General features: G+C 61.9%; 15 protein-coding genes and 1 pseudogene. 6 read left to right on the top strand and 10 right to left on the bottom strand.

Going from position 1 to position 21,564, the window contains the following annotated elements:
* A pseudogene (locus ACB037_RS17490) lies at nt 1–109 on the top strand (IS1595 family transposase); the annotation flags it as partial.
* 54 nt (nt 110–163) lie between these two features.
* On the opposite strand, the gene ACB037_RS17485 reads toward ACB037_RS17490, so the two are convergent.
* From ACB037_RS17485 to arcA, 4 genes are all read right to left on the bottom strand, one after another.
* Entirely contained in the window at nt 164–1,570 is a 1,407-nt protein-coding gene (locus ACB037_RS17485; RefSeq protein WP_010676008.1) for a YfcC family protein, read from the bottom strand.
* 121 nt (nt 1,571–1,691) lie between these two features.
* Nucleotides 1,692–2,696 carry an ornithine carbamoyltransferase gene (argF, locus tag ACB037_RS17480; protein ID WP_041211943.1) on the bottom strand — a complete coding sequence of 335 codons (1,005 nt, stop codon included), beginning with the start codon at nt 2,694–2,696 and terminating at the stop codon, nt 1,692–1,694.
* A gap of 78 nt (nt 2,697–2,774) precedes the next feature.
* Nucleotides 2,775–3,701, bottom strand: a complete 927-nt coding sequence (gene arcC, locus ACB037_RS17475) for a carbamate kinase (RefSeq protein WP_371175663.1) — start codon at nt 3,699–3,701, stop codon at nt 2,775–2,777.
* A 62-nt stretch (nt 3,702–3,763) separates the two neighbouring features.
* The gene (arcA, locus tag ACB037_RS17470) at nt 3,764–4,984 is read right to left on the bottom strand and encodes an arginine deiminase (RefSeq protein ID WP_010676011.1); all 1,221 of its coding nucleotides are present in this window, start codon (nt 4,982–4,984) and stop codon (nt 3,764–3,766) included.
* A gap of 745 nt (nt 4,985–5,729) precedes the next feature.
* On the opposite strand from arcA, the gene ACB037_RS17465 reads away from it, so the two are divergent.
* A complete protein-coding gene (locus tag ACB037_RS17465) occupies nt 5,730–5,906 on the top strand; it encodes a hypothetical protein (protein ID WP_102983722.1) in 177 nt (58 codons plus the stop codon).
* A gap of 742 nt (nt 5,907–6,648) precedes the next feature.
* Here ACB037_RS17465 and ACB037_RS17460 read toward each other — a convergent pair.
* The 6 genes from ACB037_RS17460 to ACB037_RS17435 all read right to left on the bottom strand — a co-directional run bounded on the left by ACB037_RS17460 (nt 6,649) and on the right by ACB037_RS17435 (nt 16,974).
* On the bottom strand, nt 6,649–8,382 hold the full coding sequence (locus tag ACB037_RS17460; RefSeq protein ID WP_039039635.1) for a methyl-accepting chemotaxis protein: 1,734 nt from the start codon (nt 8,380–8,382) through the stop codon (nt 6,649–6,651).
* Nucleotides 8,383–8,439: 57 nt separating this feature from the next.
* Nucleotides 8,440–9,450, bottom strand: a complete 1,011-nt coding sequence (gene mglC / locus ACB037_RS17455; RefSeq protein ID WP_010676014.1) for a galactose/methyl galactoside ABC transporter permease MglC — start codon at nt 9,448–9,450, stop codon at nt 8,440–8,442.
* Between the two features lie 15 nt (nt 9,451–9,465).
* Nucleotides 9,466–10,986, bottom strand: coding sequence for a galactose/methyl galactoside ABC transporter ATP-binding protein MglA (gene mglA / locus ACB037_RS17450; protein ID WP_010676015.1), 1,521 nt, complete (start codon nt 10,984–10,986; stop codon nt 9,466–9,468).
* Nucleotides 10,987–11,039: 53 nt separating this feature from the next.
* A complete protein-coding gene (gene mglB, locus ACB037_RS17445) occupies nt 11,040–12,026 on the bottom strand; it encodes a galactose/glucose ABC transporter substrate-binding protein MglB (RefSeq protein WP_010676016.1) in 987 nt (328 codons plus the stop codon).
* Between the two features lie 220 nt (nt 12,027–12,246).
* On the bottom strand, nt 12,247–15,321 hold the full coding sequence (locus ACB037_RS17440; protein WP_371175662.1) for a beta-galactosidase: 3,075 nt from the start codon (nt 15,319–15,321) through the stop codon (nt 12,247–12,249).
* Between the two features lie 648 nt (nt 15,322–15,969).
* Nucleotides 15,970–16,974, bottom strand: a complete 1,005-nt coding sequence (locus ACB037_RS17435) for a substrate-binding domain-containing protein (protein ID WP_010676018.1) — start codon at nt 16,972–16,974, stop codon at nt 15,970–15,972.
* 216 nt (nt 16,975–17,190) lie between these two features.
* Here ACB037_RS17435 and galE point away from each other — a divergent pair, with 216 nt between their 5' ends.
* Genes galE through ACB037_RS17415 form a run of 4 tightly spaced genes read left to right on the top strand, consistent with a single transcriptional unit; the run spans nt 17,191 to nt 21,552 of the window.
* Nucleotides 17,191–18,204 (top strand): UDP-glucose 4-epimerase GalE, encoded by a 1,014-nt coding sequence (galE, locus tag ACB037_RS17430; protein ID WP_371175661.1) that lies wholly within the window; start codon nt 17,191–17,193, stop codon nt 18,202–18,204.
* A 49-nt stretch (nt 18,205–18,253) separates the two neighbouring features.
* Nucleotides 18,254–19,312, top strand: coding sequence for a UDP-glucose--hexose-1-phosphate uridylyltransferase (locus ACB037_RS17425; RefSeq protein WP_069784958.1), 1,059 nt, complete (start codon nt 18,254–18,256; stop codon nt 19,310–19,312).
* Nucleotides 19,309–20,457 carry a galactokinase gene (galK, locus tag ACB037_RS17420; protein WP_201970016.1) on the top strand — a complete coding sequence of 383 codons (1,149 nt, stop codon included), beginning with the start codon at nt 19,309–19,311 and terminating at the stop codon, nt 20,455–20,457. The genes ACB037_RS17425 and galK overlap by 4 nt, the downstream gene beginning before the upstream one ends.
* Nucleotides 20,458–20,484: 27 nt before the next feature.
* Nucleotides 20,485–21,552, top strand: a complete 1,068-nt coding sequence (locus ACB037_RS17415) for a galactose-1-epimerase (RefSeq protein ID WP_371175666.1) — start codon at nt 20,485–20,487, stop codon at nt 21,550–21,552.
* The last annotated feature ends 12 nt before the right edge of the window (nt 21,553–21,564 follow it).

Genomic DNA, 21,564 nt, shown 5'->3' with positions numbered 1-21,564 from the left:
TTATCTGGGTTGGCGAAGGATGTTGGAGCGCTACGGGCGGGAAGTGAATGTACCACGTTGCTTGCATGAGGCGCTGGGGCGCCCCATGCAACACGTAATTGGGACATAGCCATAAAAAACGGGAGCCCCAGGCTCCCGTTGTTGTCCCTATGTCTGTCGGCATTCATGCCAGCACGGCACCCAGGCTCAGGCAGAGCACGATCAGCACGGTCAGCATGCCGAGCAGCGGGGCCACCCACTTCAGCCAGCGCACATAGGGCACCTTGGCAATGGCCAGCCCCCCCATGACCACGGCGGAGGTCGGGGTCACCAGGTTCACCAGGCCGGAGGCGGACTGGTAGGCGGTGACCACCAGCTCGCGGCCCACGTTGGCGAAGTCGGCGAGCGGCGCCATGATCGGCATGGTCAGTACCGCCAGACCGGAGGAAGAGGGCACCAGGAAGGAGAGCACCACTTCCAGCACGAACATCACGTTGATGAAGACGATGGTGGAGAGGCCGGTCACGATCCCCTCTGCACTGTGCAAAATGGTGTGGGTGATCATGCCGTTGTCCATCACCACCACGATACCGCGGGCGATACCGATGATGAGGGCCACACCGAGCAGATCGCGGGCACCGTCGATGAAGTTGGAGGTCAGCTCCTCCTCGCTCATGCGGGAGATGACGCCGACGATGATGGCGGCAGCCAGGAACACGCCGGAGATCTGCGCCATCCACCAGCCCAGCACGGCCACCCCGTAGATCATCACGGCGAAGGCGGCGACGAAGATACCCAGCACGATCTTGCGGGTGGTGGTGAACTCCAGCATCTGGTCGCTCTTGTTGCCGAGGAAGTGGGCACGGTTCTCTTCCCACTTGTCGGCCACCAGGGACTTGCTGGGATCACTTCGCACCATCTTGGCGTAACGCATCACATAGGCCACGCAGATCAGCCAGCCGGCCACCAGCATGGCGACCCGCAACCAGATGCCGTCGGTGAAGGAGATGCCGGCCGCGTTGGCGGCGATCACGGTGGCGAACGGGTTGATGGTGGAGCCCAGGGTACCGATACCGGCTCCCAGCAGCACGGTTGCGGCAGCGACCACGGGGTCGAAGCGGGCCGCCATCATCACCGGCACCAGCAGGGTGTAGAACGGCAGGGACTCTTCCGCCATGCCGTAGATGGTGCCCCCTGCGGCGAACAGCGCCATCAGGATGGGGATCATCCACTCTTCACGGCCACGCAGGCGATCGGTGACGCGCTCGATACCGGCATCGATGGCACCTGTCTTGGTCACGATGCCAAGGAAGCCACCGATGATCAGGATGAAGAGGGAGACGTCGATGGCGCCAGCCTCATAGGTGTCGTGGTTGTAGAGACCGTCGATGGGTGCCAGCAGCACGTCGACGATCCCCTGGGGATTGGCATCCACCAGTTTGTAGGTACCGGCCACCGGCACTTCCTTGCCGAGGGCCTCGTTCATGGTCATCTCGTATTTGCCGGCCGGCACTATCCAGCTCAGGGCGGCCACCAGGGCGATCAGCACAAACAGTATCGTGTAGGCTGACGGGAACTTGAATTTGGTCATGGTCCAGCTTCCTTCTGTGGGTGTGGTATCCATGCAGGCTGCGGGTCGTAGGGTTGGAGGTATTATGCCGCTGTCACATGGTTGAAAAGCCGGGGGTCACCCCCCGGCACCACTGACGACATCAGTCGCCCAGCGTAGCCACCATCACTGCCTTGATGGTGTGCATCCGGTTTTCCGCCTCGTCGAACACGATGCTGTGCTCGGATTCGAACACGTCCTCGGTCACTTCCAGGCCCTTCATGCCATATTTGTCGGCCACTTCCTTGCCCATGGTGGTCTCGTCGTTGTGGAACGCCGGCAGGCAGTGCATGAACTTCACATCCGGGTTCTTGGTCGCGTTGATGACGTCCATGTTGACCTGATACGGGGTCATCAGTTTCACCCGTTGATCCCAGGCTTCCTTCGCTTCACCCATGGAGACCCAGACGTCGGTGTAGAGGAAGTCGGCACCCAGCACACCCTCTTTCACGTCTTCGGTCAGGTGGATGCGCGCACCGGTCTCTTCGGCGATGAGGCGGCAGGTGGCAACCAGCTCCTCTTCCGGCCAGAAGGCTTTCGGCGCCACCAGACGGATGTCCATGCCCATCTTGGCGGCACCCACCATCAGGGAGTTGCCCATGTTGTTGCGGGCGTCACCCAGGTAGGCGAACTTGATCTGATCCAGACGTTTGCCCTTGCCGTGCTCCAGCATGGTCATGAAGTCCGCCAGGATCTGGGTCGGGTGGAATTCGTTGGTCAGGCCGTTCCAGACCGGCACACCGGCGTGGGCCCCCAGCTCTTCGACGATCTCCTGGCCGTAGCCGCGGTATTCGATGCCGTCATACATGCGGCCCAGCACCCGGGCGGTGTCCTTCATGGACTCCTTGTGACCGATTTGGGAACCGCTCGGGCCGAGGTAGGAGACCTGGGCGCCCTGGTCGAAGGCCGCCACTTCGAAGGCACAGCGGGTGCGGGTGGAGGTCTTCTCGAAAATCAGGGCAATGTTCTTTCCGGTCAGGTGTTTACGCTCATAGCCACCGTATTTGGCTTTCTTCAGGTCGATGGCCAGATCGATCATGTATTGGATTTCGCGCGGGGTGAAGTCCAGCAGTTTCAGGAAGTTACGGTTACGCAGATTAAAAGCCATGATGAGTTCTCTCTATATTTGTTCAGACCAATTTGGCAGTGTCATTGACTACGCAGTTGTTCAGACCAGAGCCTTGGCTCAGGCATTGACGGTATTGGTGGCGACGATGTTGGTGCCGGCTTCCCCCTTGAGGATGGCGAGGCCATCTTCCAGGGAGCCGATGCCGACCATGCCGCCGGTCGCTTTGACAAATTCACAGGAGGCTTCAACTTTCGGCCCCATGGAGCCTGCATCGAACTTGACCCCGGCCAGCTCGTCCGGGCTGGTGACCCGCAGCGGACGCTGGGTCGGCTTGCCCCAATCCAGATACACTGCATCGGCGTCGGTCAGGATCAGCAGGGCGTCGGCCTTGATCTGCTTGGCCAGGTAGGCGGCAGACATGTCCTTGTCGATGACGGCCTCGATGCCGGTCAGGCTCTGACCATCCCAGGTCACCGGGATGCCACCACCACCGGTACAGATGATGAGGTGACCCTGGGCGATCAGGGTTTCGATTGCGTCGCCTTCGACGATGCGCTGGGGCAGCGGGGACGGCACCACGCGGCGGAAAAACTTGCCGTCTGACTTGACCACCCAGTGCTTCTCGGCAGCCAGGGTGCGGGCTTCCGCCTCTTCGTAGACGGGGCCGATAAATTTGGTCGGATTGGCAAACGCCGGATCCTTCGGATCGACCTGCACCTGGGTCAGCAGGGCGGTGACGTTGCGGCTCGGCATCAGGTTCTTCAGCTCCTGGATCAGCATGTAACCGATCATGCCCTGGGACTCGGCACCCAGCACATCCAGGGGATAGGGGGATACCTTGGTGTAGGCGCTGTTTTGCAGGGCCAGCAGGCCGACTTGCGGGCCATTGCCGTGCACCAGCACCACGTTGTAATCCTCGGCGATGCGGGCGATGGTCTTGGCGGCGGTGGCGATGTTCTTGCGCTGGATGTCGGCTTCCAGAGGTTCGCCTCGGCGGAGCAGGGCATTGCCCCCCAGGGCGACGACGACAGTTGGTTTTTTCATGGGTGTTACTCTCGAATTCTGGTGTGTGTGGCGCCAGCCTCTGCCGGCGCCACGCCGTCTTGTCAGATGCCGTCACGTTCCATCGGGCAGCTCATGCAGCGGGCGCCGCCGCGGCCACGTCCCAGCTCTTCACCCGGGATGGGCAGCACAGTGATGCCGGCCTTGTCGTACTTCTCGTTGGTGTAGGTGTTGCGCTCGTAACCCACCACCACGCCGGGGCGCACGGTCAGCACGTTGTTGGCGTCGTTCCACTGCTCCCGCTCGGCCTCGAAGCTGTCGCCGCCGGTGGTGATGAGCCTGAGCTGATCCACCCCCAGCGCCTTCTCGATGGCGGTCACGAAGTAACCCTCTTCCTTGATGTTCATCCCGGTGGCACCTCCCGGGGTCAGGCTCCAGCAGTTCACATCCTTGCGGATGACTTCCGGATAGACGGAGAAGGTGTCGACATCCATGTGGGTCATGACGGTGTCGAGGTGCATGCAGCTGCGGTGTTTCGGCAGCTCCATGGCGATGACCTGCTTCGCCTGACCGTGCTTGAACAGGCTGCGGGCCAGGTGCTCCACCCCTTGTGGCGTGGTGCGCTCGGACATGCCGATGAGCACGGCGCCACGGCCGATGACCAGGACGTCGCCCCCTTCGATGGTGGAGTTGTCGTAGTCGCGCTCCTCGTCACCGAAGTACTTGATGAACTCCTGACCGGCAAACTGCGGGTGCCAGCGGTAGATGGCCTTCACGTGGTTGGTCTCGCGACGACGGGCGGCCTTGGCCATGGGGTTGATGGAGACGCCGCCATAGACCCAGCAGGAGGTATCGCGGGTGAAGAGGTGGTTGGGCAGCGGTTCGATGATGAAATCGGTCGGGGCATGCATGCCGACCACCATGTTGACGCCACTGTAGGGCATCTCGGAGTAGGTCAGGCCGCCGGAGAGGATGCGGGCCAGCTCGCGGTGAGGCATGTCCGCCAGGAAGCAGCGCACGTCGTTGGCCAGGGCAGTGCCGAGGCGATAGTCGGAGACCTGGTGTTGCAGCAGCCAGGCTTTGGCTTCCGGCACGTCCAGGGTTTCCGCCAGCAGATTGGTCAGGAGGAAGACTTCGACATTCTGATCGCGCAGTACCTGAGCGAATTTGTCGTGCTCCTGACCGGCACGTTCCACGGACAGGACGTCGTCAAACAGCAGATCCTGGCAGTTGGAAGGGGTCAGACGCTTCAGACTGAGGTTGGGGCGGTGCAACATGACACGGCGCAACTGGCCAACTTCAGAACCTACATAAAATTTGCTCATGATGATATTCCGTCTAGCAGTGGTCCCTGCGAGTTATTGAATAGATTCCTTCTATTCAGGCTCGTGGCTAAGGCGGGATATTCTTTATGTAGGGTACTCGGCTTGCGTTCTATCCTGCCCTTGCCTTTCGACGCAGAGATTAGGTCTGGCAACTCCGCCAAACTTGGACATTGATCACATTCACCCGAGACTGCATAAATTCAGAAGTTAATTTATGATGGAGTTTACATATCTGACATTTCCCTCACCTTCCATCCGGCATAAATACGCAATAAAGCCCCAATATATTCCACAAAGAGCGCAATTTCATTCATCTATGGTATCCACAAATGGATAGCCACCAATAAAAACATCAAATAAATCATTGCATTAAAATCAAAATGCTCATTTTTTGAATAAATTTCACCCACCTTTGAATTTATCCTCGCTTATCATCCCGTTTGCTCTCACATAAATAATCACCAGCTCCTTTATCGCTGAATAATCCATCTCTTGTCCCAGATCATGGCGGCCCAACCGGGCCAGATGGCGAGCCTCATCGCCAAGTCGTGTGCACTATCTCTTTTATATGGATATGCATTTTGCACGCATCCTGATGGCGCCTTTTTCAACGACCGGAGTGCAACCGGGATCCAAAGTTTTTTCATTAGTTGAATTTTTTCAGCCACCTTGCGCCGATTTCGGGTTCGCCTTAACTCAAAAAGTGATGCTTGTCACATTCGTTCCCGTCACCAAGGAGATAACCATGAAGATCCCGTCGCTGTTTCTGTTCGTCGCTCTGGTCCTGCCCATGACACCGGCCCTGGTGCATGCCCAGGGAGCCCCCGCCATGCCGCTGGTGGTCTGTCACGTTGACCAGGCACCCCAGATGCTGGTACCCGCCTACCTATGCCAATGGTACGGTGGCAGCCAGCACCCCTGACCCTCTCGCCCAAGGGGAGGCGATCTCCTCTTGGGTCACCCCCGCTTTCCCTCCTTTATCTCCTGAATGGGATCCGGACCACGCCACCTGCATCATGCCCGTTGCCCTCCTCCACCCTCATCTGCGATCGACACTGACCGGCCTCCCCGGATTCTGAACCGCAGTTAAACGCCTTGTGAGATATTCGCCATCGACTGCGTAAGTAAAGTGCCAACAGAATTCTCGCCATAGTCGGAAGATGCGCGTGAAAAAACAGCATGATAGATCATTAACATCATGATTTTAAAAAAGATAACTTCATTATCCTTTCGCGGGAAACCAGTTTGAATAAAACGTTTTCCAGCATGTCATTGTCGCCCTGCGCGAAATCCTTATAGTTACTCCTGCACGGACGCAATGAAGTCGGTCAGGAAGACTGGCTGCCAGGGTTGGGCAAATGGACTCACCACAGGATGTGGTAAAGGACACCTCCCAGGACGGAGAAAGTGCGACGGGAACGGATGACTCGTCAGGCCATGATGGCTAAAGGACACCCCAAAGGATTGGGAAGGGGAAACCTAAAGGAAGAGGTATAGTCAGGGATTGCAGGGAGCAACTTCGTTCAAGGATATGAGCGATAAGACTATCGGGGGCGACGCAAGTCGCCCCCATCTTTTTTGGGTATTTTTCACGTCTGCCCGCTGATGGGTCACCCCGGCCACGGCATTGCTGGCCAGGGTACCCGGGACTCGCCCAGCCGGCGCTATTCCAGCCGGAAGTGCCCCACTATCTCCCGCAGCCTGTCATAGGTGCGCTGCATGGCGTTCGAGCTGTCCACGGTGCGCTCGCCATTCCCCTTGAGCTGGGTGATCACCTCGGCGATGGCACTCATGTTGCGATTGATCTCCTCGGCGACGGCACTCTGCTCCTCCGCGGCCGTGGCGATATGGCTGATGAGATCGTTGATCTCCACCACTTCTCCCGCCATCAGATCCAGTGACGCATTCACCTTGCTGGTGTTTTCCGCCGCATCCTGGCAGCTCTGTCGGGTGTTGCCCATGGCGGCCACCACGGTCTGGGTACCCCGTTGCAGCCGGGTCAGCATGGTCTGGATCTCGGCAGTGCTCTTCTGGGTGCGTCCCGCCAGAGAGCGCACTTCGTCCGCCACCACCGCAAACCCCCGCCCCTGCTCACCAGCCCGGGCTGCCTCGATGGCAGCGTTGAGGGCCAGCAGGTTGGTCTGCTCTGCGATGCCACCGATGACCCCGAGAATCGAGCCTATCTGCTGCACATCCTGCTGCATGGCTTCGATGGAGTGTGCCGTGGCCTCCACCTCCGTCACCAGCGCAGTGACGCTGGCCATGGCCTGATCCACCACCTGACGCGACTGGTTGGCCAGTTGCTGGCTCTGGCCGGTCAGCTGGGCAGTATTGGCCGCGCTCTCCGATACCGAAACGGCAGTACGGCTCATCTCGTTGATGGCGGTGACTACCTGTTCGGTCTCCCGCACATGCTCGGCCAGCAGGCCCTGGGCTGACCCCGTCTGCCTCGCCAATGCCGATATCCCTTCATTGAGCTGGCCGCTCGCTTGTCTCACCTCCCCCATCATGCCCTGCAACTGCTCGATGAAGCGGTTGATGCCCGCCGAGATCTGGCCGAGATCATCCTTGCTGGTCACCGTGAGCCGGCGGGTCAGATCCCCATTGCCCTGGGAGAGCTCCTGTACCAGGTCGCGCAGGGAGAGGATGGGTCTATAGGCCAGGTTGAGGGCCACCATGGAGAGGGCCAGTACCAGCGCCGCCACTCCGAGCAGGGCCAGGGTGATCTTGCCGTTGAGCGCCTGGGTCATGGCCCGGATATAGTCGAGATCCACATAACCGGTCAGGGTCCATTCGCTGCCGCGAATATCCAGCTTGTTGGGGCGGCTCTCGCTCTCTCCCTGAGGCTTGCTGCTGTAGAGCACCTGTCCCTGACTGTCGGTGAGGGAGAAGTAACGCCCTTCCCCGCTTACCTTGGTCAGCAGCGTCTTGAACTCGCTCATGTCGAGGTAGTAGAGGTAGGCGGAGTCGGCACCGCGCGGCACCAGGATGGAGATGACGGGTTTGCCGTCCAGCTGCTCCAGCGGGCTGACGGTGATCTGGTTGTTGGCGGCGGGGATCAGCTTGCGCAGGGCGTCAACCCTGGCCTTGTCGTCGATGACCCCGTTCGCGTCGAATGCCATGTCGCCAATGAGCTTGACGATGTTGTGAAAGCCGGTCTCCTGCAGCGCCTTCTTGACGCTGGTCACCCCGAGGTTGAGGTTGGCGGCCAGCAGCACCTTCTGGTTGATGTCACCCGCCAGCTTCTCCCTGACCAGGGTGATCTGCTCGTTGATGTTCTGGGTGGCCTGGGTGCGGATGTAGCCGCTGATGAAATGGTTGACGCTGAACCAGGCGGTACCGATGGTGACCAGAATGGCGAGCAGCAACAGCACGTTGATTTTGACTTTGAATGCCATGGTATGGGTCCCTCCAAAGAGAAAGGGCCGGGATGACCCGGCCCTCCCTGCCAATGCTTACTTCTTCTTGGCGTACTTCATGGAGTCCAGGGCTACCGCCAGGATGATGATGCCGCCCTTGATGATGAACTGCCAGTAAGGGCTGACACCGATGTAGGTCAAACCATAGTTGATCAGCGTGAAGATAAGTACGCCGGTGATCACACCCGCGACAGTTCCCACACCGCCGGCAAACGAAACCCCCCCCACCACGCAGGCCGCGATGGCATCCAGCTCGTACATGAAGCCGAGGTTGTTGGTGGCACTGCCGATCCGCCCCGCTTCCAGCATGCCGCCGAAGGCGTAGAAGACACCGGCCAGGGCATAGATGACCACCAGGTTGACGGCGACGTTGACGCCGGACACCTTGGCCGCTTCCGGGTTGCCACCGATGGCGAAGATGTTCTTGCCAAAGCGGGTCTTGTTCCACAGCACCCAGACGAAGACGCTGGCGATGGCCGCATAGAAGGTCAGGTACGAGAGCTTGAACCCGCCAATCCGGATGAAGCCCTGCGCAAAGTTGGAGAAGCGAGGATCAAACCCGGCTACCGGGGAAGCCCCCACGGAGTCGAAATAGAGGGAGTTGATGCCGTAGACGATGATCATGGTGCCCAGGGTGGTGATGAAGGGCGTCACGTTCAGGTAGGCGACGATCAGGCCGTTGACCAGACCAATCAGGGCCCCCACCACGCACACCAGCAGGATCACCGCCGGAATGGGCACCTCCCCCAGGGTGGGGAAGACCTTGTTGACGTTGGTCAGGGCCTGCAGCATGGTGGCCGCGATCAGCGCTGCCAGGCCGACCTGGCGACCGGCCGACAGGTCAGTACCCTGGGTTATGATGATGCCCGCCACCCCGAGGGCGATGATGACCCGTACCGAGGACTGGGTCAGGATGTTGCTGAGGTTGGTGAGGCTGAGGAAGGAGGGCTCCTTGATCACGATGATCATGAGCAACACCAGCAACACCACATAGATGCCGTTCTCTTTGAGCGCCTGCATCAGATTGAAATTTTTAGCCGACTCCATAATGTCTTCCTGTCTTTATAGGTACAGAGATGCCAGGCGCAGGATCTCGCTCTGGTCAGTTTCTTTGGTGTTGACGATCCCCGCGACCCGGCCATTGCTCATGACCATGATGCGGTCCGTGATGCCGAGCAGTTCCGGCATTTCGGAGGAGATGATGACGATGCCCTTGTCCTTCTTCGCCAGCTCCAGGATGAGCTGGTAGATCTCGAACTTGGCGCCGACGTCGATACCCCGGGTCGGTTCATCCAGCATCAGGATCTCGGGCTGGGTCAGCAGCCAGCGACCGATGATCACCTTCTGCTGGTTGCCACCGGAGAGGGAGCCGATCTGGGTCTGCTGGGTCGGCGTCTTGACCCGCATGGAGTCGATGACCCACTGGGTATCGCTCTTCATCTTGTTGTCGCTGAGCAGCCCCATGGATCCCTTGTAGTTGTCCATGTTGGCGATCAGGGAGTTGAAGGCGATGTCGAGGCGTGAATAGATCCCGGTGGAGCGGCGCTCCTCGGTCACCAGGGCGAAGCCGTTCTGGATCGCCTCGTGGGCGTTGTGGTTCGCCACCTCTTTGCCGTGCAGCTTGATGGTCCCTTCGCTGCGATCGCGGATGCCGAACAGGGTCTCCACGATGTCGGTGCGCTTGGCCCCCACCAGACCGGCGATGCCGAGGATCTCCCCCTTGTGCAGGTTGAAGGTCACGTCCTTGATGGAAGGCTGGTTCTTGGCCGTCAGGTGCTCGACCTCGAGGATCACCTCTTTGGGCTGGTTGGTTTTTTCCGGGAAGCGCTGGGTGAGCTCGCGGCCGACCATCATGCCGATGATCTGATCCATGGTCATGCCCTTGAGGGGCTGGGTCGCCACCCACTGGCCATCCCGCAATATGGTGATCTCGTCACAGAGCTGGAAGATCTCTTCCATCTTGTGGGAGATGTAGACGATGCCGCACCCCTTCTCCTTGAGCTTGTTGATGATCTTGAAGAGGTGGTTGACCTCTTTCTCGGTCAGGGAGGAGGTGGGTTCGTCCATGATGACGATCTTGGCGTCATAGGAGAATGCCTTGGCAATCTCGATCATCTGCATCTGGGAAACCGACAGGGTGCCGACCTTGACCCTGGGGTCGATGTCGATGTCCAGCTCCTCGAAGATATGCTTGGTGTCCTGATACATCTTGCCGTGGTCGACAAACAGTCCCTTGGTGGGATAGCGGCCGAGCCACATGTTGTCCATCACGGTGCGTTGCAGTACCAGGTTCAGCTCCTGATGCACCATGGAAACGCCATTCTCCAGCGCCTCTTTGGACGAGGTGAAGTTGATCTCCTGTCCCTTGAAGAAGATCTTGCCCTGATCCTTCTCGTAGATGCCGAACAGGCACTTGAGCAGCGTGGACTTCCCTGCGCCATTCTCGCCCATCAACGCATGCACAGAATGAGGACGGACCCGTAAATTGACATTATCGAGTGCCTTGACGCCAGGAAAGCTCTTACTGACGTCAATCATCTCCAACAGCCATTCTGATTGTTGCCGTGTTGTCATATCAGCCATCACATCTGGTTGAAAAGAGGGCAAGGGGATCTCCCTTGCCCTGAGGGGAGGAATTACTCGAATTGGGACAGGTTGTCTTTGTCTACGCCCACGTAGGCAACGCGGACGACCTTGTTGTCGATCTTCCAGTTGGTGCCTTCACCGGCCGGCTTGCCTTCGGCCAGGTTCTTGGTCAGCTCGAAGGTGGCCTTGGCCTGGTTGGCCGCATCGTTCAGTACGGTACCAGCCATGGCACCGCTCTTGACCATGGCCAGGGCTTCCGGCAGGGCGTCAACACCGAACACCGGGATGGCGGTCTTGCCCTGGGCCTTCAGGGATTCCACGGCGCCCATCGCCATGCCGTCGTTGTTGGCGATGACCACTTCGATCTTGTTGGCGTTCGGACCGGAGATCCAGGCGTCCATCTTGTCCTTGGCCATGGCGGTATCCCACATACCGGTATCCATGTGCAGCTGCTCGGTCTTGATGCCGCCATCGTTCAAGGTCTTGACGACGTAGGTGGTGCGGGCTTCCGCATCCGGGTGACCAGGCTCACCCTTGAGCAGCACGAACTGGATGACGCCATCCTTGTTCAGATCCCACTCGGGGTGCGCTTTCCAGTGCTTGGCGATCAGCTGGCCCTGAATGATTCCGGACTCCTTGGAGTCGGTGCCAACGTAGTAGGCCTTGTCATAGCTGGCCAGGTCAGCCGCGCTCGGTTCCTTGTTGTAGAAGACCACGGGGATCTCGTCCGCACGGGCTTTCTCAATCACGACAGGGGCCGCCGCCGGGTCAACCAGGTTGATGGCCAGGGCCTTCACGCCCTTGGCCAGCAGCACGTCGATCTGGTCGTTCTGCTTGGACTGGTCGTTCTGGGAGTCGTTCATCAGCAGTTCCACACCCGGGGTGGCCGCCGCTTCTTTCTCGATGGCCTTGCGCACCACGGCCATGAAGTTGTCGTCGTACTTGTAGACGGTGACCCCGATACGGGTATCGGCCTGGGCTTGGGCTCCCGCCATCAGTCCCATCAGCAAGGTGGCAACTGTCGTGAGTTTTTTCATTGTTATGCTCCGATCTCTATCTGTTTTTTTGTAGGGAATGCTGTACACCGTTTGAGCTGGCGCCAGCCTAATGTAATCAGTTTGTTGTGAGGCGGTCTGTGATCCTGGCAACAAAATGAAAACGTTTACACTCTGTTACATAGCCGTAATATTGTTAAAAATTAAATAGTTACGTGAGAAACCGCCTTTGAGTCTCGCCATCTCGCGACGGCGGGTCCGGCTAGCTCAGACGGCAGTGCCAGTGATAACGCCCCGGCAACAGCCAGAACTCGGGCCGCACGCTCTGGCTCCAGGAGTCGTCGCCTCCTACCCCCATGTGGAAGCCATCGAGGCACAGGTGCGTGCCCCCCAGAGCCACCAGATCGGTCTGGTGACGGGCTTCGGCCAGCTGCTGCTGACTGTAGCGGCTGACGCTGAAGTGGAAGCGCCCCTCCACCGCCAGATCCCCCAGTTGCAGTGCGCGGGTATCGCAGCGCAGTCCGTTGTCGGTGGGGAAGACATAAGGGGTGTGCAACGCCTCGATGGGCAATTGCCAGCGACCGAGATCGGCGGCGAGCCGTCGATCCGGGTAATTCTCGTGGGGGCCAAGCCCCAGCCAGCTCACCGGGGCACCTTCGGCCGGTTCATCAGCCAGCCAGAGCCGGGCACCGATGCGCGGCAGGGAGGGCATGTCGGCGGCCACCTCCACCTCGATGGCGAGGTGCATGGCGCCCTCCCCGTCCACCCTGTGATGCCAGCGGGTCAGGATCTTCGGTTCGTCACCCACGAAGTAGCCGTGGTGCGCCGTGATGAGACCCAGCTCCGGACTCGCCTCCAGGCCGAGACAGCAGTGCTGCAGATCATTGAGTCCGGCCTCCTGCCAGCGGGCAATCCAGGCGTTGGGATCGGCGTGATCCGCCTCGCTGGTGCCGATATCGTTGTCGAGCGGCGCCCGATAGAAGTGATCGGCGATGGCGTCGCGAAGCCGTTCCCGGCCCTGCTTCTGCCAACTGACGATGCGACCACTGGCCTTGTCGAGCTGCCACAGGGAATCTGCGGCGCCAAGCACCCAGTGATCGCGCTGCTCGGTCAGGCTGACCGCCGGGCAGGCCGACGGCAGCGCCAGGGGCGCGGGCAACAGGCATTGCTGGCGAGCCACCTCGTGACCCGCTCCGGCCCAGGCCGTGGCGGTGGGCTGCACGATGGCGAGATCCAACCAGGCGAGCGCCCCCGGCGCAAAGGCCGGCAGTTGCTCCAGCAGGGTCAGCGTCACGCTCCCCCGGGGGGCCAGCTCGAGCGGGCATTCACCCTGGCTCACCACCACGCCGTCTTCACACAGACGCCACTGCAGGCGTTCGTTGTCCGTCTCGCGGAACAGGTATTCGCTGCGGATCTCCACCGTCAGCGGCTGGCGACCCTGCAGGGTCAGAACAAAGGGCTGCTGGGCACGCCGGGCTTCAAACAGGGAGGGATGGGGGGTGCGATCGGGGAACAGCAGGCCGTTGCAGCAGAACTGGCGATCGTTCGGAGTGTCGCCGAAATCGCCACCATAGGCCCAGAAATGGCGGCCATCGTCGGTCTGCTTGTCCAGCCCCTGATCGACCCAATCCCAGACAAACCCACCCTGCAGCCGCGGATGATCGCGAAATGCATGCCAGTAATGGGCATAGCCCCCCAGGCTGTTGCCCATGGCGTGGGCGTATTCGCACAGGATCAGCGGCCGGGTCTCTTCCGGCAGGCCGATCCACTTGGCCAGTGCCCACTTGGGCACCGCCGGGAAGGGTTGATCCTGATGGGTACGGGCATACATGGGGCAGATGATGTCGGTGGCCGGGGTGTCGGCCCCGCCCCCTTCGTACTGCACCGGGCGGCTGGGGTCCGCCCCCTTCACCCAGCGATACATGGCGTCGTGGGCCGGGCCATAACCGGATTCGTTCCCCAGAGACCAGATGATGATGCTGGGGTGGTTGAAGTCCCGGGCCACCATGCGGGTAACCCGCTCCAGGAAGGCGTTGCTCCAGGCGGGATCCCGCGCCAGCCGCCCCATGGGGGTCATGCCGTGGGTCTCCAGGTTCGCCTCGTCCACCACATAGAGGCCGAGCCGGTCGCACAGGCGATAAAGCTCGGGGTGATTGGGATAGTGGGAGCAGCGCACCGCGTTGAAGTTGTGCCGCTTCATCAGCAGCAGATCCTGCTCCATGTCGGCCGGGGTCACCACATGACCCGTGGCGGGATGGTGTTCATGGCGATTGGCACCACGAATCAGCAGGGGTTGGCCGTTGACCCGCAGCAGGCCGCCACGGATCTCCACCGCCCGAAAGCCCACGTCATGGGCCTCGCTCTCGAGAGTGCTTCCCTGCTCGTCCAGCAGGGTCAGGGTCAGGCGATAGAGGTGCGGGGTCTCGGCGCTCCACTTGTGTGGCGCCGTTACCGTCAGGCACAGCTCGGCGCGATCGTCATACACCCCTTTCTCGTCGATGGCCTGGGTGCCGATCCGCTGGCGCAGGGTCGCGACCCGCTCGTCGCCATCATAGAGGTTGGCCTCCACCAACAGACCGGCTCCGTTGGCCGCCTGCAATTCAACCTTGAGGCGGGCATCCCGGTAGCAGGCGTCGAGCTCGGGCGTCACCCGGATATCCATCAGATGACGGGCCGGTTTGTGCAGCAGGCTGACGGAGCGGAAGATGCCGCTCATGCGCCACATGTCCTGATCTTCCAGATAGGAGCCGTCAGACCAGCGCAGCACCAGGACGGCGAGGCGGTTGGCCCCGGCCTGAAGGAAGGGGGTCAGATCGAATTCCGCCGGCAGCCGGCTGTCCTGGGAGTAGCCGACCCAGCGGCCGTTGCAGAAGAGGTGAAACGCGCTGTCCACTCCATCGAAGATGATCCGGGTCTGCCCCTCGGCCAGCCAGTCCGCAGCAACCGTGAACTCGCGGGAGTAGCAACCGGTGGGATTCTCGGCAGGCACCCGGGGCGGGTCGCAGGGAAAGGGGTACTTGATGTTGGTGTAGATGGGCACATCCGTGACGGGCCGCGCCCCCGGATAGGCCGCAGCCAGTTGCCAGTTGCCCGGCACCTTGATGGGGCAGGCATCCGGCAGATCCTCCACCAGCCACTGCTCCGGCACCCGCTCCGGGGCCTCGAACCAGGAGAACTGCCACTCGCCGTCCAGCAGCAGGCGGGAAGGTGACAACCCCCCCATCCTGGCTTCCCCTTCACTGCGCCAACTGGACAAGGGGGTATGGGCTGGCAACCGGTTCACGGCGGTGATCCCCTGGGTCTGCCAATCCTGACGGGCCACTATCTCCCTGAGCATGCTTCACTTCTCCCTGCATTCACGCTGAAAACCACTGCAGTGTAGGAGAGTTTTGCCCGGTGATCGGCGATCCCGCTCACACAGATGTAAACGATTACACTCATTTTGTTAAGTAAAACGGAGTAAAAATCGGATAAATCCGGGTAAATGACCCCACGGGGGAAAAAGCGGACCTTCGGAAGGGCAGAAGATGCCCGGGAGTGTGAAACCGGGAGGCAATGGCCGAACCAGCGGAGCAAGCCATGGCAAAGACCCGACATCGCGCCCCCCTCGCCTCATCAGGCGCTGGAGCGCCTCAACCCGGTTCCGGGCACGCACGCAGCCCGGCCTCTCGAAGGAGTGTGCAGAGGCCACGAGAACCCCTGCCCGGCGCAGAGAAAAGCCATGGCGAGCGTCTGGCAGGATCTGGCTGGAAGTGAGGCTCGGCAGGCCGGGGGAGAGGGGCTCGTGATAGACGAGCGGGAAGAGCTGCCGAGTTCGGCAGGCAGGGAGCGTGAGGGGACGGTTATCACTCCTCAGGCAACCCTCTGTGGTCTGCGCTAGCCATGCTCTGAGCTATCTATCGTCTGAGCTATGGGGGCGCTTTATATGCTGCAGCCCGGGTTCGCCAGGTGCAGCGCTTGCGCCGACGGGGCGCAAGCGCTGCGATCAGGACCTGACGGGAGCGACCGAATGGCGGTTGATCAGGGTGGGGGTATAGATGCGACTCTGCACCGATTCGCTCTCCCCTGCGGCGAGTTGCAGCGCCAGCTTGGCCGCCTGGGCCGCCATCAGCTCGATGGGATAGCGCATGGTGGAGAGCTTGGGTCTCAGGTATCTGGCGTAGATGATGTCATCGAAGCCCACCACCGAGACCTCTTCCGGCACCTTGAGGCCGTTGTCCGCCAGCACAGAGATGGCCCCTGCCGCCATGGCGTCGTTGTAGGCCACCACCGCCGTGATGGGCAACCCCTTGGCCAGCAGGTTGAGCATGGCGCGCTCGCCCCCCTCTTCATTGGGCATGCCGCTCTCCACCAGCTCGGGATCGGCGAAGACCTCCGCCTCCGCCAGGGCATCCTGATAGCCCTGGTGGCGCAACAGCGCATCCTCGATGGCGTGATCCGAGCTCAGGAAGGCGATATGGCGGTGGCCGAGATCCAGCAGATGACGGGTGGCGGTCGCCGCACCCTGGCGGTTGTTGAGGGCGATGCAGCGCCCCCTCAGACTCGGAATGTCGCGGTTGATCAGCACCATGCCGGGGGCGCGCAGGGCGTAGTCGACCAGCTCCTCGTCGCCGAGCGCCTTGCTGTGCACCACCAGTGCCTCGCAGCGTTTGCCGATGAGCAGCTCGATGGCCTCCCGCTCCTGCTGGGCGCGGTGAAAACCATTACCCATCAACAGGTGCAAGCCCTGCTCCACCGCCACCGCAGCGACCCCTTTGACCAGGGCGCCGAAGAAAGGATCCGCCACGTCGCCCACCACCACTCCCATGGTGTCACAGGTCTGGCTGACCAGGGCCCGCGCATTGGCATTGGGGGTATAGCCCAGCTCGGCCATGGCCTTCAGCACCACCTCGCGGGAGGCGGCACTGGCCTTGGGTGAGTTGTTCATCACCCGTGAAACCGTTGCCACTGACACATTGGCCAAACGGGCGACATCCTTGATGGTGCTCATGCTGTTTTCACTTATTTCACGCTGCAACTGGCCGCATTATACCGTTCAATGTCACTGATAACAGGGGGAAAAATCAGAACTTGCCACATTGGTCGATGAAAACAAGTGTAATCGTTTACACATATTTGTTAAGCAGCTCACAGTTTGCCCGTCAGCCCCTCGGCTAGACTCCTGCTCAGGCTTTCCTGATGCGAGGAGTTGAGGGTGGAACAACGGATGAAAGTACTGGTCACCGGCGGTTGCGGCTACATCGGCAGCCACACCTGTCTGGCCTTGCAGGCCGCAGGCATGGAGCCCGTGGTGGTAGACAACCTCTGCAACAGCAAGGCGGGCGTCCTGACCCGTGTCGCCGCCATCATCGGGCGCGAGCCCCGCTTCTACGAAGGGGACATCCGTGACCCGGCCCTGCTGGATCGCATCTTCAGCGAGCAGCACATCGACGCCGTGATCCACTTCGCCGCCCTCAAGGCGGTCGGCGAGTCGACCCGCATCCCGCTGGACTACTACGAGAACAACCTGAGCGGCACCCTGGTATTGCTGCAGGCGATGAAACGGGCCGGGGTACGCAATCTGGTGTTCAGCTCGTCGGCCACCGTCTACGGCGATCCCGCCAGCACCCCGATCCGGGAGGATTTCCCCCGCAGCGCCACCAACCCCTACGGCCGATCCAAGCTGATCATCGAGGAGATCCTCGAGGATCTGCAGCGGGCCGAGCCCCACTGGAGCATGACCCTGCTGCGCTATTTCAATCCCGTCGGCGCCCACGAGTCCGGCACCCTGGGGGAGGATCCCCAGGGCATCCCCAACAATCTGATGCCGTTTTTGACCCAGGTCGCCATCGGCCGACGCGACTGCCTCTCGGTCTTTGGTAACGATTACCCAACCATCGACGGCACCGGGGTGCGCGACTACATCCATGTGATGGATCTCGCCGAAGGGCACGTCAAGGCTCTGGAACACTGCGCCGGACGGGGCGGTGTCCACGCCTACAACCTGGGCACGGGCCAGGGCCAGAGCGTGTTGCAGATGGTCGCGGCGTTCGAGGCCGCCTGCGGTCGGCCCCTTCCCTACCGGATCGAGCCACGGCGCCCCGGCGACATCGCCGAGTGCTGGGCCGATCCCGCCAAGGCCGCTCGGGAACTGGACTGGCACGCCAGCCGGGATCTCGCTGCCATGTGCGCCGACAGCTGGCGCTGGCAGTCCGCCAACCCCAATGGTTACGAGGCGTAGGCCCTGGCCTGCGCCTTCGGATGTATTCAACTCACAGACTGGAGTGATGATGTTCAACCCCGTTGATCACCCCCACCGCCGCTTCAACCCGCTCACCGGCCAGTACGTGCTGGTCTCCCCTCACAGAGCCAAGCGCCCCTGGCAAGGCCAGGTCGAGAAGGTGAGCCTGGCGCCGAGCCAGGCCCATGATCCCGACTGCTTCCTCTGTGCGGGCAACACCCGGGTGACCGGCGATATCAACCCCGACTATCAGGGCACCTTCGTCTTTACCAACGACTTCGCCGCCCTGATGCAGGACACCCCGGCCGCCGACGCGGCGCCGGATCCCCTGCTGAAGCTGGAAGCCGCCCGGGGCACCAGCCGGGTCATCTGCTTTTCGCCGGATCACGGCAAGACCCTACCCGAGCTGCCCCTGCCCGCCATCGAAGGGGTGATCACCACCTGGATGGACCAGGTGGCCGAGCTCTCTGACCAGTGGGAATGGGTCCAAGTCTTTGAAAACAAGGGCGCCGTCATGGGCTGCTCCAACCCGCACCCTCACGGCCAGCTCTGGGGCAGCGACTTCCTGCCCAACGAGATTGCCAGGGAAGAGGCGCACCAGCGCGCCTGGCTGGCCGAACACGGCCGCCCCCTGCTGCTGGACTATGTGGAGCGGGAGCTGGCGGATCGCTCCCGCATCGTGGTGGAGACCGCCCACTGGCTGGCGGTGGTGCCCTTCTGGGCGGCCTGGCCGTTCGAGACCCTGCTGCTGCCCAAGGCCCATGTTCCCTCCATGCTGGATCTCACCCGGGAACAGCAACAGGATCTGGCCATCGCGCTCAAGGAGCTTACCAGCCGCTACGACAACCTGTTCCAGTGCAGCTTCCCCTACTCCATGGGCTGGCACTTCGCCCCGCCCCGTTCCGACTGCCCCGAGGCGTGGCAACTGCACGCCCACTTCTATCCGCCCCTGCTGCGCTCCGCCACGGTGCGCAAATTCATGGTGGGCTTCGAGATGCTGGCCGAGACCCAGCGCGATCTCACCCCGGAACAGGCGGCCGAACGGCTGCGCGCCCTCAGTCCCATCCACTACAACGACCAGAACCAGGCCAACGAGGAGGCCCTATGACCCCGAGCCAGCGCGTCAGCGCCGTGTTTGCCGAGCAGTTTGAGCAACAACCCGACCTGCTGGTACGGGCTCCAGGCCGCGTCAACCTCATCGGCGAGCACACCGACTACAACGACGGCTTCGTGCTGCCCTGCGCCATCGACTACGAGACCTGCGTCGCCATCGGCCTGCGCGGCGACAACCTGGTCGAAGTGATCGCCGCCGACTACGACAACCAGCGCGACCGGTTCAGTCTCGATCAACCCATCGAGCACCACCCCAGCCAGCGCTGGAGCGACTATATCCGCGGCGTGGTGAAACACCTGCAGGCACGGGGCCACGCCCTGCGCGGCCTCAATCTGGTGGTCTCCGGCAACGTGCCCCAGGGGACGGGTCTCTCCTCCTCCGCTTCCCTGGAGGTGGCCATCGGCCAGGCCTTCAAGGAGGCCCAGGGGCTGGCCATCAGCCAGGCGGAAATCGCCCTCAACGGCCAGCAGGCGGAGAACCAGTTCGTCGGCTGCAACTGCGGCATCATGGATCAGATGATCTCCGCGAGCGGCAAGCAGGATCACGCCCTGCTGCTCGATTGCCGTTCCCTGGAGACCCGGCTCATCCCCATGCCCACCGATCTGGCGGTGCTCATCGTCAACTCCAACGTGCGCCGCGGCCTGGTGGACAGCGAATACAACACCCGTCGCCAGCAGTGCGAAACCGCCGCCCGTCACTACGGGGTCAAGGCCCTGCGGGATCTTGACCTGGCCACGCTGGAAGCGGGCAAGGACGGTCTGGACGAGGCCTGCTATCGCCGTGCCCGCCACGTGGTCGGCGAGAACGCCCGCACTCTGGCGGCGGCCGATGCGCTGGCACAGGGCGATCTGGTGCGCCTCGGCGAGCTGATGGGCCAGTCCCACGCCGCCATGCGCGATGACTTCGAGATCACCGTGCCCCCCATCGACGGCCTGGTGGAGATCATCAAGGCCCGGATCGGCAGCGAAGGCGGTGTGCGCATGACCGGCGGCGGTTTTGGCGGCTGCGTGGTCGCCCTGCTGCGCCCCGAGAAGGTGGCCGAGGTGATCGCCGTGGTGGAGGCGGAATACCCGGCCCGTTTCGGCCTCAAGGCGGACTGCTACGTCTGCCGTGCCAGCGCAGGGGCAGGCAGACTGTAACGCACGCCTGACAACGGGTGACGCCCCCTGCCCGGCACTCGCGACGCCGGCAGGGGGCGACGGGATCACGACGGGGAACCGCAAACCATGATGAGATTCGAGCTGGAAAACGAGGAGGGACTGCGGCTGCGCGGTCTCGCATACGGGGCCACCCTCACCTCCCTCACCCTGCCGGTGGCGGGAGAGCGGCGGGAGGTGCTGCTGGGCTGCGCCGACGAGGCCTACCTCACCCAGCAGGTATGGCTGGGGGCCGTGGCGGGGCGCTTTGCCAACCGCATCGGCGGCGCCCGCCTTGAGCGGGAAGGCCAGTGCTGGACGCTGGACGCCAACCAGGGGGCCAACTGCCTGCACGGCGGGCACGACGGGTTCCATCGCCGCACCTGGCAGATCAAGGAGCAGGAGGCGGACAGGGTCAAGCTGGCGCTCCTCTCCCGGGCGGGGGATCAGGGCTTTCCCGGCAATCTGAGGGTGAGCCTGGAGTATCGGCTGGAGCAGTGCGATCTGGTGGTCGACTTCTGCGCCAGCACGGACGCCCCCAGTCCGGTTAGCCTCACCAGCCACGCCTACTTCAACCTGGATGGCGGTGGCGACATCCGCCACCACACCATCAGCCTCGACGCCGACCGCTACCTGCCCACGGATGACCAGAGCCTGCCGCTGGCCATCGCCCCGGTGGAAGGCCCCTTCGATCTGCGCGTCCCCCGCCCCATCGGCCAGGCGTGGCTGGACCACCCCCAGCAGCAGTTGGCCAAGGGGTACGATCACGCATTTCTGCTCAACAACAGCGATTTTGAGCCTTCTGATGAGCCGTTTGATGGGTCCAACCAGCCATGGGCCGCCCGGGTGATCTCGGGGGATGGCAAGCTGGCCATGGCGGTCTACACCAACCAGCCCTCCCTGCAGTTCTACAGCGGCAACTGGCTGACCGGCACACCGGATCGTCAGGGCCGACCCTACCGGGATTACGACGGCTTCTGCCTGGAGGCCCAGCAATTGCCCGACAGCCCGAACCGGCCCGCCCTCGGCGATCCCTGGTTGCTGCCGGGGCAGCGTTATCGCCACCAGACCCGTTATCGCTTTATTCCTGCCCCCTGACAGCCCCGCTCG

This window comes from Aeromonas sp. S19(2024), assembly GCF_041402625.1.
Classification (GTDB): Bacteria; Pseudomonadota; Gammaproteobacteria; order Enterobacterales; family Aeromonadaceae; genus Aeromonas; species Aeromonas caviae.
The sequence above is the reverse complement of the archived record's forward strand: the minus strand, read 5'-3'. Positions and strand labels throughout refer to the sequence as shown.